Here is a 15,074-nt window from a genome sequence, read left to right as displayed (position 1 = left end):
CTATAAATATAATTGTCACTTATTAAATTTAAAATATACTTATAAAATAAAAGTTTAAAGAATTATATTTATGCAAAATATTTTTTATCACCCCCTTTTCAGTCGACTTACTCACTGAAAACGGTGAACTAAAAAAACCCCATAAATGGGTATTGTGGAGTGTATAATACTGCCATACATTTGCAACGTAAGTAATCTTTCCCCCAAACATAACATACATTGTTTAAGATTTCTTAAATAATTATTCAACACTAAAAGCGATTAAAGTTTATCTTAACTTTAGTCGCTTTTTATTGTTATAAATACTATTGAAAAAAAACCTCAAAACATAGTTTTGAGGTTTTACGTTTAACGCAACTCTATAAAATAGATCCTTTAGAACAAACTATAAATATAATTGTCACTTACTAAATTGAAAATATACTTATAAAATAAAAGTTTAAAGAATTATATTTATGCAAAACATTTTTTATCACCCCCTTTTCAGTCGACTTACTCACTGAAAACGGTGAACTAAAAAAACCCCATAAATGGGTATTGTGGAGTATATAATACTGCCATACATTTGCAGTGTAAGTAATCTTTCCCCCAAACAAAACATACATTGTTTAAGATTTCTTAGTTATTTGAATTACTCAAAAAGCGGTTAATAGTTTATCTAAACTTTAATCGCTTTTTTTTTTGCTATAAATTTATAATCTAAAAATAAAAACCAAAAACTTTGTTTTAAGTTTTTATCTTTAAGACACCTCTGTAAAAATAGATACTTTAGATAAAGTAAAACCTTGCTAAACTCAAGATATAAGAAGTTTACCTAATTATTTAATAAGAAAAATAATTTTAGTTCTCCCCCTTTTAAGTTAATGCACTCACTGAAAACAGTGAACTAAAAAACCCCATAAATGGGTATTGTGAGGTTTGTGTTACTGACATACATTTGTAATGTAAGTAATCTTTCCCCCAAACAAAATATACATTGTTTAAGATTTCTTAAATATTTATTGAACACTAAAAGCGATTAAAGTTTATCTTAACTTTAGTCGCTTTTTATTGTTATAAATATTATTGAAAAAAAAACCTCAAAACATAGTTTTGAGGTTTAATGTTTATAAATTGAGAAAACTATATTCCGTCTCCTAATCCTTTTAATTTTTGAGTATTTTCAGCCAACATTAATTCATCAATAATTTTCTGAATATCACCATTCATAATATTAGGTAAATCATATAAAGACAAACCAATTCTATGGTCTGTAACCCTACCTTGCGCATAATTATAAGTTCTAATCTTAGCACTTCTATCTCCAGAAGAAACCATAGAACCACGTTTTAAAGCGTCCTCAGCATTTTTCTTAGCTAATTCCATATCATACAAACGAGAACGTAGTACTTTAAATGCTTTTTCTTTGTTTTTATGTTGCGATTTTTGATCTTGACATTGTGCCACCAAACCAGTAGGAATGTGTGTTAAACGCACTGCAGAATACGTAGTATTTACAGATTGCCCACCAGGACCAGAAGAACAGAAAAAATCAATTCTTACTTCCTTTGGATTAATTTCCACATCAAACTCTTCCGCCTCAGGAAAAACCATGCACGTAGCTGCAGATGTATGCACCCGTCCTTGTGTTTCTGTTTGTGGAACTCTTTGTACACGATGCACACCAGCTTCAAACTTTAAAATTCCATACACATCATTTCCTGTAACCTCAAACTGAATTTCTTTAAAACCACCATTGGTACCTTCAGAATAATCTACCGTAGAAACTTTCCAACCTTTACTTTCACAGTATTTTGTGTACATTCTAAATAAATCTCCAGCAAAAATACTCGCTTCATCACCACCTGCTCCTGCACGCAATTCTACAACTGCATTTTTAGAATCTTCAGGATCTTTAGGTATCAGTAATACTTTTATTTCATCTTCTAGTTCAGGAATTCGAGCATTGGCTTCGTCAATTTCCATCTTCGCCATTTCATTCATTTCTACATCAGAACCATCTGCAAGAATCTCTTTTGCTTCCTCTATATTGTTTGTTAAGGTTTTGTACTCATCCCCTTTTTTAACAACATCCCCTAAATCTTTATATTCTTTCATTAATTGCGCATAACGCTTCTGATCCATAATGATTTCTGGCTGAATAATTAAATCCGAAACCTCATCATAACGCTGCTTTACAATTCTTAATTTATCTAACATCTTCTGTCTTTTCTTGGAATGCGAATTTACAATTTTTATAGGTATATTTAAACAAAGCCAACTATTTTTATGAAATTACTATATATTGTCTTTTCTTTTTTACTCCTAACTTCTTGTCAGAAAGGAAAATCAAAAATAGTAAAACCCACTTTTCTAATCGGAGATTGGATTCGTGTAAATGACAAAGAAGGAAGTACCACCTATGAAACCTGGAATACAAACCTTAAAGGTTTAGGCTATACTTTACAAAAAAAAGACACAACTTTTAAAGAAACACTAAGTATTGTTACTTTAAAAAATACGCTTTTTTTAAAGGTTGAAGGTGTAAATGATGCTGCAACTTTCTTTAAATTCACTCAACAAACTGCTTCTTCTTTTGTCTGTGAAAACCCTAAAAATGAGTTTCCAAAAAAAATAAAATACCATATAAAAAACGATCAATTAAAAGCCATAATATCCGCAGATGATTTTAAAATAGAATTTGTTTTTGAGAGGTATAACTCAAAATTCTTATAACTATCTCATCACTTTTAATCATAAAAAAGCTCATTATTTATAAAATAAACAATGAGCTTTTTATTTTTTTAATAAAACCAAAAACTAGAAATCAGAAACTTCCGCTTCTACTTTTTCCCAAGCTTCCATTTTAGCATCTAATTTTGCTTTTTTAGCTTTGTATTTTTCAAAGAAATTTGGTCTAGCAGAAACTTCATCATAATTCTGTGCTAATTCTAAATCTATTTTAGCAATTTCTTTTTCTAAATCTGCTATTTCAGTTTCTATATTAGAAAGTTTATTTTTTAATTTCTTTAATTGTTTTTCTTGATCTCTAGATAATTGATGTGATTCTTTCTTAGAAGTATCCTTATCAACTTTAACAACCGTTCTTTTTTCTGCTTCTCTAAGGTTTTCTATTTTATGTTGCTCTAAGAAATAATCAATATCTCCTAAATATTCTTTTATCACTTTATCTTTAAAACCATATACAGTTTCTGTTAAACCTTGTAAGAAATCTCTATCGTGAGAAACTACAATTAAAGTACCATTAAAGTTTTTTAAAGCTTCTTTTAGTACGGTTTTAGAGGCAATATCTAAGTGATTGGTTGGCTCATCCATTATTAAAACATTAAAAGGTTGTAATAATAATTTACACAATGCCAATCTATTTCTTTCCCCTCCAGAAAGTACTTTTGCTTTTTTATCTACAGCATCTCCTCCAAATAAGAAAGAACCTAACATATCTCTAACGCGCATTCTGTTAGTATCCGTGGCAGCATCTTCCATAATTTCTAACACTGTTCTTTCTGGTGGCAATTCTTCCGATTGGTTTTGAGCAAAATACCCAACTTCTACATTATGCCCTAGTTTTAAATGACCCTGAAACGGAATTTCACCTACCATCATTTTTGCCAAAGTAGATTTTCCTTGTCCGTTTTGACCAACAAAAGCAATTTTACTATTTCTTTCTATTAATAAATCTACATCTTCTAAAACATGTTTATCACCATAGCTTTTACAAAGCTTTTCTGCTTCTACTATAATTTTACCAGGTTCTTTAGAAATAGCAAAACGCACATTCATTGCTTGGTTATCATCTTGGTCAACTTCAATCAATTCAACTTTATCAAGTTGTTTCATTAAAGATTGTGCCATAGATGCCTTACTTGCTTTGGCTTTAAATTTATTAATTAAGTGTTGTTTTTGTTTTATTTCTTTCTCTTGATTTTTCTGAGCCTGTAACTGCTTTTCCTTGATTTCTCCTCTTAATACTAAAAATTCAGAATACGGTTTTTTATAATCGTAAATCTGACCTAAAGAAATCTCAATCGTTCTGTTAGTAACATTATCTAAAAACATTTTATCATGCGATACCAAAACAATAGCTCCAGAATAACCTTTTAAGAAATTCTCTAACCAAATAATAGATTCAATATCTAAGTGATTCGTTGGCTCATCTAATAACAAAATATCATTATTTTGTAAAAGTAATTTGGCCAATTCTATACGCATTCTCCAACCTCCAGAAAAAGTATCTGTCTTTTTATCAAAATCTTCACGCTGAAAACCTAAACCTTGTAAAATCTTTTCGGTATCACCTTGGTAATTATAACCACCAAGTAATTCATAACGTTCTGTATTATCCGTTAAATCATGAATTAATTCAGTATAACCTTCACTTTCATAATCGGTTCTAGTTGCTAATTGCTCATTAATTTCATCAAGTTTTACCTCAATTTCTTTAATCTCTACAAATGCCTGATATGCTTCTTCTAAAATAGTTCTTCCTTCAACAAAATCAATATCTTGTCTTAAAAAGCCCATTCTAATATCTTTGTCAAAAGCCATCGTACCGCCACTACTTTCTATATCTTTAGAAAGCACCTTTAAAAGCGTAGATTTCCCTGCCCCATTTTTACCGATAAGACCAATTCTATCTCCCTTGTTTAATTTAAAAGTTATTCCTGAAAATAAATCAGTTCCCATAAAAGAAACCGATAAGTTGTGTACGTTTAGCATCTAATGTAATAATTGTTACTTAAAAAAAAGTTTAAAACTCTATATTTGCAAAAGTATACAAATTTATAGTCTATTATGTTTAAAAAGGGAACCAAGTTGTATAGTATTTTTAATGCTAAGTGTCCTAGATGTCATGAAGGTGAATTTTTTAAGTATAAATTTACGTTCAATCCCAATAAAGTAACCAAATTACATAACAATTGTCCTAAATGTAATTTAAAATACATGATGGAACCTTCTTTCTTTTATGGGGCTATGTACGTTAACTATGGTTTAACAGTGGCACTTTCTGTAGCTGTATTTGTAATAAGTAGTTTGTTTTTTGGATTAAACCTTTTACAATGTTTTGCGGCAATTGTAATTGCATTATTAGTATTAGCGCCTTTTAATTTACGTTTATCTAGAATTATTTGGATAAATATGTTTGTACATTTCGATAAAAAAGCAATTAAAAAAGAATCCTAAACGTATTTTGGGCGCTTTAACAGGCTTTCGCTACTCGCTTTTTTGTAAAAACAAAAAGAGCTCAAACAAACCGCTCTATCCTTAGCGCGTATTGCAGAACGATAAAGAAGTTATATTAAAACACCAAGCAACAAAAAGTAAATTCTATTTATTTAGCTTATCCTTCAAATGTTTAAAACGGACAATATCTATTTCTTCGTCTAAACGTTCATCATTATAAATATGATTAAACAGATTTTTAGCAACCGTTGGGGCAATCATTACACCTCGTGTTCCTAAACCATTTAAAACAATTAATTGTGCATAATCCGGGTGAATACCAACCAAAGGTCTTCTGCCAGAAACCGTAGGTCTTATTCCTGCAGATTGAGAAACGATGGTATAAGGTACATTAAGTACTTTCTTTAACTTTTCTACCAACTCTTCTTTTCCTTCTTCAGAAGGATCTGATGTTTTGTCTGTCCAATTAAATGTTGCACCTACTTTATAGTTATTGTCGCCTAAAGGCATTACAAAAAGAGTCGACTTTAATAAAAAATCGATATTTAATTCGGGAGCATGAATAGTTAACAATTCTCCTTTTGCTTCATTTATGGGTAAATAATTAAAATATGGGTTTTGTGTAACTCCAAAACCTTCACAAAAAACAATTTTTGAAGCTTCAATATCTTTATAAGAAATAGATTCTTCTTGAATATTTAATTCCTTATGTTTAAACTGTTCAAAACGAATGAAGTTTTCTGATTCTAAATAGGCTCTGTAGGATTGTATCAGTTTTTCGGTATCTATTCTACCTGTTTCGTTTACATTACCAAAACTAAAATCTGCTAAAACTCCGTTATAAGAATTAGTGTCTAATTTTGGATCTAAATAAGCGGTTAACTTCGGTTTATCTAAAGCACTAAACCAATTGTTTTGGTCTTCTACAGATTTAAAAGATTTCTTAATGACAAATTTTTGGTCTATAGTTATGTTTAGTTTTTCTTCTAACCTTTTATAAAAAGGAAGTGCAATATCCAATTGTTCTTTGGCATTCCAAACTGGAGTAAATCTTTTTAAAATTACTGGGTTATAAACACCACCTGCAACTAATGAAGAGGTTTGAGAATCGTCTTCAAAAATTAAAAACGTCTTTTTAGCAGCTATTAATTCTTCTGTAAAGGCCAAACCTGCTAATCCTAAACCAACTATTATATAATCTACTTTCATGTGATAAAAATACGTGAATTTGCAATAATTATTATGTTATTACAAAATTTTATTAAAATGTTTAGACCCGATTAACTCTACTTTTATATTTTATTGAATCATTGAATGCTTCGCTTTTGAACGGTGTGTTTTAGCTCTTTTTTAGTGTAAGTTTAAGTGAATTTTAAAGAATGAAAAATTTGTATTCAGAACAGGCAGTAAAAAAAATGCGTAGTGAAAGCTGGAATTAGCTTCAAAAAAAAACGTTCCAAAGATTTGGAACGTTTTTATATTTTAAGAATGGTAGAATTTTAGTAATTCCACATGTTCATTTCTCTGTTTCTAATATCTTCTTTAATTTTATTAGCTTCTAATAATTGGAATAAAGAATTACCTCTAACATAATCTGAAATAGCTCTATTACCATAAATATTTTCTTCTCTAACAATGGTACTGCTAAATCGTCTTGCATTTAACATGTGATCAAAAGAAATTGGTTGTGACGCATTTTTTGGATTGAATACTTTGGCATCATGTAAAACATCTCTTGCAGATGGATAAAAAATCCAAAATAACTCATACAATTGGTCATCTTCAATATCTTGCACACCTAAAGTCTGTACATCTTTACCCATTGGTGCTAATGCTAACAACCTGTATTTTAACTCACCTTGACGTTTATCAAAATACCACATTCCTTTCATCATATAGCCTTCTACATCTTGAGATTGAAGTCTAATAGTATCACTATACCCATTCTCTTCTCTTACACTAGACATTCTATTAGCTATTTCATTTTGGGTAATTTTAGAAGTAAAAAATGAATCTGAATATACCTCTTCTATTTTACCTTGTTTAATTCCTTTTATTAGAGTATCAAATAAAGATCTTCTGCCCGAAGAGATATTTGATTTATCGATAGGGAAATAATAAGGTAAATTAATCTTTTGATTTAAATCTACAAATTCCCAAACCACTTTAGACCATAACACATCTCTATCATCTACATATCCGTAGGCTAAAGGGGCATCATTATCGGCTGCAATTTGTTGCTCGTTTTTCTTTCCTATTTGATCTACTTTTTTAGCATTCAACAAACCTATTTGTGCGTTTATTGAACCACCAATCATCAAACCGAAAAATAATAGTAAACAATTTTTAAACATATTTTATTTTTTAACTTCTAGTTTGTTAATTCTATATTAACAGGTAATACTTTTTTAAGATTATACCCATTTGCCGTAGCTTTAATACCATAAATATTAATGATATCTCCCCTTTTTGCTTTAGACAATTTTTGTTTTGCCGCTGCATTTAAACTAGATCCATTTACAATAATTGTTAATTGACCTGGTACTTTAATTTTAAAACTTTGTACTCTAATATTTAAATCAAATTCAAAATCTGGTAATCCTGCTGCAATTGGTGCTGTAGATAAACCAGATTTTGGCATTCTTACAGTTCCATATTGTCCTCTTACAGACCCCATTGCTGCTGGTATGTCTTTAATTCTAAAAGTAGCTTTAGAGTTTACAGATTTGCCATTACTTAAAGTTGCGCTAACATTAATAGTAGCAACACTACCTCCTGCTGGTCTAATACTGTACTTACCTTTACCACCTGTTAATTTACCTCCACTTGCAGAAACCCTTAAGTTATGATCACTTACACCTGGTAACGAAACCGAAATAGGATTGTCTAAACCTCTATAAACCACATTCATTTTATCTGCAGAAACAACAGCATCTCCTGGTTGTGGAATTACAGAATAAGAACTTTCGAAAGGAACTTCTACTACTTCTCCATTTTGTGTAAAGGCAATCTTTCCTTTAATATCATGACTACCAACATTTCCTGCAGGCATATCAATAATTACTTGTCCTGATTGAATATTTTTATAATCTCTACCATTTAAAGTAACATTATCAGGAATCATAGTAGCATCATAACGACCTAAAACAATTTTACCCGTTACTTTTTCTCCTGCAAAATAAGCGTTCTTATCTAAAGCAACAATACCTTTATAGTTGTTTAAAGACAATGCCTCTTCCATTTTACCACCTAACAGATCAGCCACAATATCACTTTCTGTGTTTTTAATGTCTGCCTGCATCTGAGTTAAATTAGTTAAAGAAGCTACTAAAGGAAAACCTTTATATCTATAATCTAACCATTCAATCGTTTTACCATCTCTATTCACTACATCTTCTGTAGAAAATCTTTTAGCCAATATCGGAGCAAACTTACTATCTGAACCTAAAGCTTTAGTAACATCTGTTCTATAGCCATTAATTTTATCTAAAAACTCTTGACCTTCGGCTGTAAATTTATCTCCTTTAAAGAAATGTTCATCTAAAAAGGCCGTTTTATCCATAGATTCATAATCGTTTTTATCTTCGATTTCTGCCGTCATTTTAGATTTTAGCTCTTCTAAATAGGTATAAAAATCGGCTGAATAGCCTTTGATTTTTATTGCTTCTTTATTTAGTTTTGCAAATTTCGCAGCTTGTTCAGAAGCTTTCATTGCTAAATTAGCATAGGCTTCATTATTTTTTGCTGTTGTAGAAATATTATTTTCACTTAACTTTTCGTTCATAAAACCAAAAGCTGATAAAACTTCTTTACTCATGTTCATTGCTAACATTGCAATAAATACAAGATACATTAAGTTTATCATTTTCTGTCTTGCGGACATTTTTCCTCCTGCCATTCTAATTAGTTTTTTAAGTTAATTTTTATATTATTCAACTAATTATTATTTAGACATTGCAGAAAGCATACCACCATAAACTCCGTTTAAAGAAGATAAGTTTTTTGCTAAAGACTCCATTTGAATTTTTAATTTTTCTGTATTCTCTACAACAGCACCATTTAACTCAGATTGCCTAGTTGTATTTTCTACTTGTACTTTATATAAATTATTTAAAGTTTCCATTTGAACTGCCGCCATAGAAACTTGTTCATTATATTTATTCGTAGATGAAATAGATTCTGATGCAGCAGATAATCCCTCTGCAGCTCCTTGAAAATTTTTCATGCTGTTACCTAAACTTGTCATTAAAGAAGCATCTATATTTGCTTCTTTTAATAAATTATCTAGTTTTTGAGATAATAATCCTTGAGCTCCTGCTTCTTCTTTTTCGACTTTTTCAGCTTTAAATCTATCTTCTCCTAACTCAGGATATACTTTAGACCAATCAAAATCATCTTCTGGAGTATCAAACGCTGAAACTGCAAAAACCGCTGCTTCTACCAACAAACCAATTGTTAACATCATTCCTCCGGTAACAGGACCTAAACTCATGTGTTGAATTTTGAACAATGCTCCAACAATTACAACTGCTGCTCCCATTCCATAAATGAAATTCATTGTTTTCTTATAAGATTTTGACTGTGCCATAATTTATTTTCTTAGTTATTTTTTTTTAATTATTTGTTTGTTGTACCAATGTAGTTCTGTACAGTTCTAAAACCAATGTAGCTTCTTGCCGTATCTGCATATTCATAATCTCTAGAACTAACTTCTAAAAAGTATGCCACATCTTTCCATGAACCACCACGAATTATTTTTCTTTTATTTTTTCTATCTTCTACATTTGGGTTCATAGTAGAAGCCATATAGTAAGAAGATAAGTTATAAGCTGTATTTGTCCATTCAGAAACATTACCTGCCATATTATACAAGCCGTAATCATTTGCATTAAAAGATTTTGCTTCCATAGTATATAGTGCTCCATCTACCGCATAATCACCTCTTACAGGCTTAAAGTTTGCTAAAAAGCACCCTCTATCTGTAGTAGTACCACCTGTACCCCAAGGATAGGTTGCAAATTCTAACCCTCCTCTTGCAGCATATTCCCACTCTGCCTCTGTTGGCAATCTAAAATCTGGAACACCCGTTGAATTTTTCTTACTTCTTAAGAAATTATTTTTCTTCTTAGTTCTCCAATTACAAAAAGCAGTTGCTTGCCCCCAGTTTACCCCAACAACCGGATAATCTCCATAAGATTGGTGGTAAAAATAATCTTGGTGCATTGGATCATTATAAGAATAGTTAAAATCTTTTACCCAAACGGTAGTATCTGGATAGATATTTAATGTTTCAGTTTTTACAAAATCTTTTCTATTACCACCTTTTCTTGCAGCATTATCTCTATCAAACCAAGTGTATTTATATTTTAAGTATTTAACGTTAAAAGATCTAACCCCATCTACAGCTTCATCTCTAGGCACATATAAAGTATCCATTACCTCTACATAATCTGCATCCGGAAAATCTTCTTTATCCCAAATAATATCTGTATCCCAATTTAATGGTCTTATAGAATCTGAATCGAATTCTAAACTCGTGTAATTATCATACATGTACTTTTCATAAGCATTGGCTCCAGTTGTATCTTTTAATACCGCAAATGCATAATCATTAATACCACCAGAAGGAAGTTGTCCGTTTGGATCTGGAGTTCCCATCATAGATGCAAACTCTTGCTGATAACCAAGTCTAGTTCTTACAACAGAATCCCTAACCCATTGAACAAATTCTTTATATTCATTGTTCGTAATTTCAGTCTCGTCCATATAATATGGTCTTAAAGTAACTGTTTTGGTTGGTGAATTTATTGTACCAATAAGGTCTTCATCTTGTTTACCCATTGTAAAGGCACCCCCAGGAATTAACGCCATACCAAATGGTTTTTCTGAAAACCATTTTTTCTTCGATTTAACTCCTACCAATTCTCCTCTATCATTAGAGCCACAACTGTAAAAAACTACTATTAAAAGTGCAAATATTGCTGCTTTCTTCATATTTTAAAATGTCTTTACTATATAGTTCGTAAACCTATTATTTTTTTTGTTAAAAAACAATAAGCAAATTGCTTTTTAACGTTCTAATGCTCTATTCTTTTTTTACTACACTAATTTACGCATCGCTTTATACCATTTTTCTGGGATAATTTGCTTAGTTGCGTCTGTATAATCATTATATGTACATGGTATTAACGCATGTCTTTTGTATTTATTATCTGATAAAATTTTTATCTCTATCCACCATCTTCCAGATTTATTACTTTTATAAAATGTTAAAGGATCATCATCCTCTAATAAAACAGTGAATTTTTGATAATTTTCCTTTCCAGAAAACGGATAATCTTTTACTCTAAAATTAACTCCTTCAATAAAATACCAAATCATTTGCGCTATTAGGTGCGCCGTCTGATGATTGTTATCTAACTTAGAATTATACTCATAAATACCAAATGAAGATACCTTATCGCTTAGTCCCGCATACCTAGAAATAGCACAAATTTCTTCTCCATAAAAACCATTTGGAGAAGCATTATTATTAGCAGGAGCTTCACTTTGCCTTACAGAACCTAAATCTATAGAAACAATATCTGCATTTCTAAAAACGGGTTCAATATTTTCTAATTCTTTTGCTTTTCCTAATCTACAAGCATCAAAAAACAAATTATCTAACAACTGTATTTCTTCTTGCGAATTAAAATATGTCTGATAACCTACATTACTATAATTAAACAAGTTATTAGGTTCTTGCATAATTATTTTACTTAAATAAGACTGAGAAGTTAACGCGTCATCTAAATGACCTAAATCGAAACGACTATCTACAGCTGCAATATTAACGGTTTGTTCTAAAGCGTCATACGCTCTATAATTTACATAAGTTAAATCTTGACCTCCTCCAATAATTACAGGAATAATATTTTTCTTCAATAATTCTGTAATAATTTCTGAAACTGCAAAATAAGTATCTGTAACCGAATTTCCTTTTAATACATTTCCTAAATCTGCAATTTGAGTATTCCAATTACCAGGAAATAAATTGTATAATTTTCTTCGGATAAAATGTAAATTTTCTCCACATCCAAAATTATTTTCTGAGTTTCTGTCTTCTTGAACTCCTAAAATTGCAATTTGCACATTCTCTAGATCAGGCAAACCTTCTTCTTCTGTATGTATTCTAAAGGTTTTACCTAAACACAAACTAGATTGCTCTTCTAAATACGTTACAATAGATGCTGTTACTGGGCTTAAAAAGTCTTGGTTCATCAATTTTTAAAAATCAATTATAGTATTAGGAAACAATTATTTCTTTTTAGTCACTTTCTTTTTTACGACTTTCTTTTTTACAACTTTTTTCTTTGCTGCTTTTTTCTTCGGAGTTTTAGCTTCAATCATTTTAACCGCTTCTTCTTTGGTCATTTTTTCAATCTCTGTTGTTTTTGGCAACTCAATCTTAATTTTACCTTTTAAAACATTAAAACGCCCCCAACGTGCTTTTTCAACACGAATACCAACATCTTCCCAATTATGTAAAACTTTATCTATTTCTTTCTGCTTTTTAACTTCTATTAACTCAATAATATCGTCGTCAGTAAGATTATCGAAATCGTATTTTTTATTAACGTTGATAAATATATTATTCCATTTTAAGAAAGGTCCAAAACGGCCAACTCCTTTTTGTACAGGTAAATCTTCATAATGATAAATTGGCGCATCTGCTTTTTGTTTTGCAACAATCAATTCTATAGCCCTTGGCAAGTCTACTTCCATTGGATTTTCACCTTTATCTAAAGAAACAAACATGGTTCCAAAACGAATATAAGGACCAAAACGTCCGTTAGATACAATTACCTCTTCATCTTCATAACCTCCTAACGTTTTCGGAAGCAAGAACAATTCTAAAGCCTCTTCCAAGGTGATGGTTCCTAAATTCTGATCTTTATTTAAGCTTGCAAAAACTTTCTCTTCGTCTTCTGGTGCTCCAATTTGTGCAATTGGTCCAAATTTACCTAAACGTACTAAAACCGTTTTTCCTGTTTCTGGATGTTTCCCTAAAATACGTTCTCCACTTTCTCTTTCTGCGTTTTCCTTAACATCTTCCACCGTGTCATGAAACTTTGTATAGAAACCTTTAATCATTTCTATCCAATCTTCATTTCCTTCAGAAATATCATCAAAAGAAGATTCTACTTTAGCTGTAAAACCAAAATCTAAAACATTAGAAAAATTAGCAACCAAAAAGTCGTTTACTATATTACCGATATCCGTAGGTATTAATTTATTTTTATTAGAACCTGTTTTTTCAGTTAATGCTTCACTTTTTACAGCTCCATCAACTAAAATCATTTGTTCGTAATTTCGTTCTAACCCTTCGTCTTCTCCTTTTTCTACATAACCCCTTCTTTGAACTGTAGAAATGGTTGGCGCGTACGTAGACGGTCTACCAATACCTAATTCTTCTAATTGTTTTACCAAAGAAGCTTCTGTAAATCGGTAAGGTGGACTCGTAAAACGCTGTGTTGCGTTTATAAAAGAATAATTTAATGCTTCCCCTACTTTTAAAGTTGGTAGCATTCCTGCTTGTTCTTCCTCATCATCATCTTTCCCTTCTAAATATACTTTTAAGAAACCATCAAATTTTATCATTTCACCATTTGCAGTGAATATTTTTGAATTTTCAGAGTTTTCTATCTTAAAATTAGTTCTCTCTAACTGAGCATCACTCATTTGAGAAGCCAAAGTTCTTTTCCAAATTAAATCATACAATCTCGTTTGGTCATATTCTGTGGCTATAGCATGCATTTTCATGTTCGTAGGACGAATCGCCTCGTGCGCCTCTTGAGCACCTTTTGACTTCGTTTTAAAAACACGTTGTTTGCTATATTCTTTACCGTAATAATTAGTAATTTCTTCTTCGGCAGCGTTTCTTGCATCAACAGATAAATTTAAACTATCTGTTCTCATATAAGTAATTAAACCTGCTTCATACAAACGTTGTGCTACTTGCATTGTCTTTGCAACCGGAAAACCTAATTTTCTAGATGCTTCTTGTTGTAACGTAGACGTTGTAAATGGCGCTGCTGGAGATTTCTTTGCTGGTTTTTTGGTTAACTCGGCTATAGAAAAATCTGCATTTGCACACGATTTTAAGAAATTTTCAGCTGTTTTTTTAGTATCAAAATTCTTTGGAATCGTTGCTTTAAACGTTTTTCCTTCAACATTAGAAAACTCTGCAACTACTTTATAATGTGTTTCTGCATTAAATTCTTGAATGCTTCTTTCTTTTTCTACAATTAAACGAACTGCTACAGATTGTACTCTACCTGCAGACAAACCTCCTTTAACTTTACGCCATAAAACGGGCGATAATTCATACCCAACAAGTCTGTCTAAAACTCTACGTGCTTGTTGTGCATTTACCATATTATAGTCTATATCTCTTGGATTATCAACTGCTTTTAAAATGGCATTTTTTGTTATTTCATGAAATACAATACGTTTTGTATTGGCATCTACTAAACCTAATTGCTCTTTTAAATGCCATGCAATTGCCTCACCCTCTCGATCCTCATCACTTGCTAACCAAACAGTGTCTGCTTTCTTGGCTAAAGCTTTTAACTTTTTTACAACTGGTTTTTTATCATCAGAAATAATATATTTTGGACTAAAATCTCCTTCTACATCAATACCCAATTCTTTGGATGGTAAGTCTGCAATATGACCATAACTAGATTCTACTTGAAAATCTTTTCCAAGAAATTTTTCGATGGTTTTTGCTTTTGCTGGTGACTCTACAATTACTAAATTCTTTGCCATTTATCTCTCTTTTGTCGCTAAAACGCTTTAAAAACGTACTATTTTGGTTGCAAAAGTAGTCAGTTTTTTGTAAAAAAAAATTA

11 protein-coding genes are annotated in these 15,074 nt (G+C 30.9%); 2 read left to right on the top strand and 9 right to left on the bottom strand.

Annotated elements, in window-relative coordinates:
* Positions 1 to 1,122: 1,122 nt before the first annotated feature.
* Complete coding sequence (gene prfA / locus JOP69_RS14595) at positions 1,123 to 2,199, bottom strand: peptide chain release factor 1 (RefSeq protein WP_203394908.1); 1,077 nt, start codon at positions 2,197 to 2,199, stop codon at positions 1,123 to 1,125.
* A 69-nt stretch (positions 2,200 to 2,268) separates the two neighbouring features.
* Between prfA and JOP69_RS14590 the strand changes: the two genes are divergently transcribed.
* Complete coding sequence (locus JOP69_RS14590; protein WP_203394909.1) at positions 2,269 to 2,715, top strand: hypothetical protein; 447 nt, start codon at positions 2,269 to 2,271, stop codon at positions 2,713 to 2,715.
* Positions 2,716 to 2,799: 84 nt separating this feature from the next.
* Here JOP69_RS14590 and abc-f read toward each other — a convergent pair whose 3' ends face one another.
* On the bottom strand, positions 2,800 to 4,716 hold the full coding sequence (gene abc-f / locus JOP69_RS14585; RefSeq protein ID WP_203394910.1) for a ribosomal protection-like ABC-F family protein: 1,917 nt from the start codon (positions 4,714 to 4,716) through the stop codon (positions 2,800 to 2,802).
* A 75-nt stretch (positions 4,717 to 4,791) separates the two neighbouring features.
* Between abc-f and JOP69_RS14580 the strand changes: the two genes are divergently transcribed.
* Positions 4,792 to 5,181, top strand: coding sequence for a DUF983 domain-containing protein (locus tag JOP69_RS14580; RefSeq protein WP_203394911.1), 390 nt, complete (start codon positions 4,792 to 4,794; stop codon positions 5,179 to 5,181).
* A 144-nt stretch (positions 5,182 to 5,325) separates the two neighbouring features.
* Here JOP69_RS14580 and JOP69_RS14575 read toward each other — a convergent pair whose 3' ends face one another.
* The 7 genes from JOP69_RS14575 to topA all read right to left on the bottom strand — a co-directional run bounded on the left by JOP69_RS14575 (position 5,326) and on the right by topA (position 14,991).
* A complete protein-coding gene (locus JOP69_RS14575; RefSeq protein WP_203394912.1) occupies positions 5,326 to 6,390 on the bottom strand; it encodes an FAD-binding oxidoreductase in 1,065 nt (354 codons plus the stop codon).
* Between the two features lie 290 nt (positions 6,391 to 6,680).
* Positions 6,681 to 7,535 carry a gliding motility protein GldN gene (gene gldN / locus JOP69_RS14570; RefSeq protein ID WP_203394913.1) on the bottom strand — a complete coding sequence of 285 codons (855 nt, stop codon included), beginning with the start codon at positions 7,533 to 7,535 and terminating at the stop codon, positions 6,681 to 6,683.
* 17 nt (positions 7,536 to 7,552) lie between these two features.
* The gene (gene gldM / locus JOP69_RS14565; protein WP_203394914.1) at positions 7,553 to 9,079 is read right to left on the bottom strand and encodes a gliding motility protein GldM; all 1,527 of its coding nucleotides are present in this window, start codon (positions 9,077 to 9,079) and stop codon (positions 7,553 to 7,555) included.
* A 45-nt stretch (positions 9,080 to 9,124) separates the two neighbouring features.
* Positions 9,125 to 9,769 carry a gliding motility protein GldL gene (gene gldL / locus JOP69_RS14560; RefSeq protein ID WP_203394915.1) on the bottom strand — a complete coding sequence of 215 codons (645 nt, stop codon included), beginning with the start codon at positions 9,767 to 9,769 and terminating at the stop codon, positions 9,125 to 9,127.
* A gap of 29 nt (positions 9,770 to 9,798) precedes the next feature.
* Positions 9,799 to 11,175: a gliding motility lipoprotein GldK gene (gene gldK, locus JOP69_RS14555; RefSeq protein ID WP_203394916.1), complete on the bottom strand. Its 1,377-nt coding sequence runs from the start codon at positions 11,173 to 11,175 to the stop codon at positions 9,799 to 9,801.
* Between the two features lie 105 nt (positions 11,176 to 11,280).
* Complete coding sequence (locus JOP69_RS14550; protein WP_203394917.1) at positions 11,281 to 12,441, bottom strand: formimidoylglutamase; 1,161 nt, start codon at positions 12,439 to 12,441, stop codon at positions 11,281 to 11,283.
* A gap of 36 nt (positions 12,442 to 12,477) precedes the next feature.
* Positions 12,478 to 14,991 carry a type I DNA topoisomerase gene (gene topA / locus JOP69_RS14545; protein WP_203394918.1) on the bottom strand — a complete coding sequence of 838 codons (2,514 nt, stop codon included), beginning with the start codon at positions 14,989 to 14,991 and terminating at the stop codon, positions 12,478 to 12,480.
* Positions 14,992 to 15,074: the final 83 nt, after the last annotated feature.

It is taken from the genome of Polaribacter sp. Q13, assembly GCF_016858305.2.
Classification (GTDB): Bacteria; Bacteroidota; Bacteroidia; order Flavobacteriales; family Flavobacteriaceae; genus Polaribacter.
This window is presented reverse-complemented; position numbering and strand designations above follow the sequence as displayed.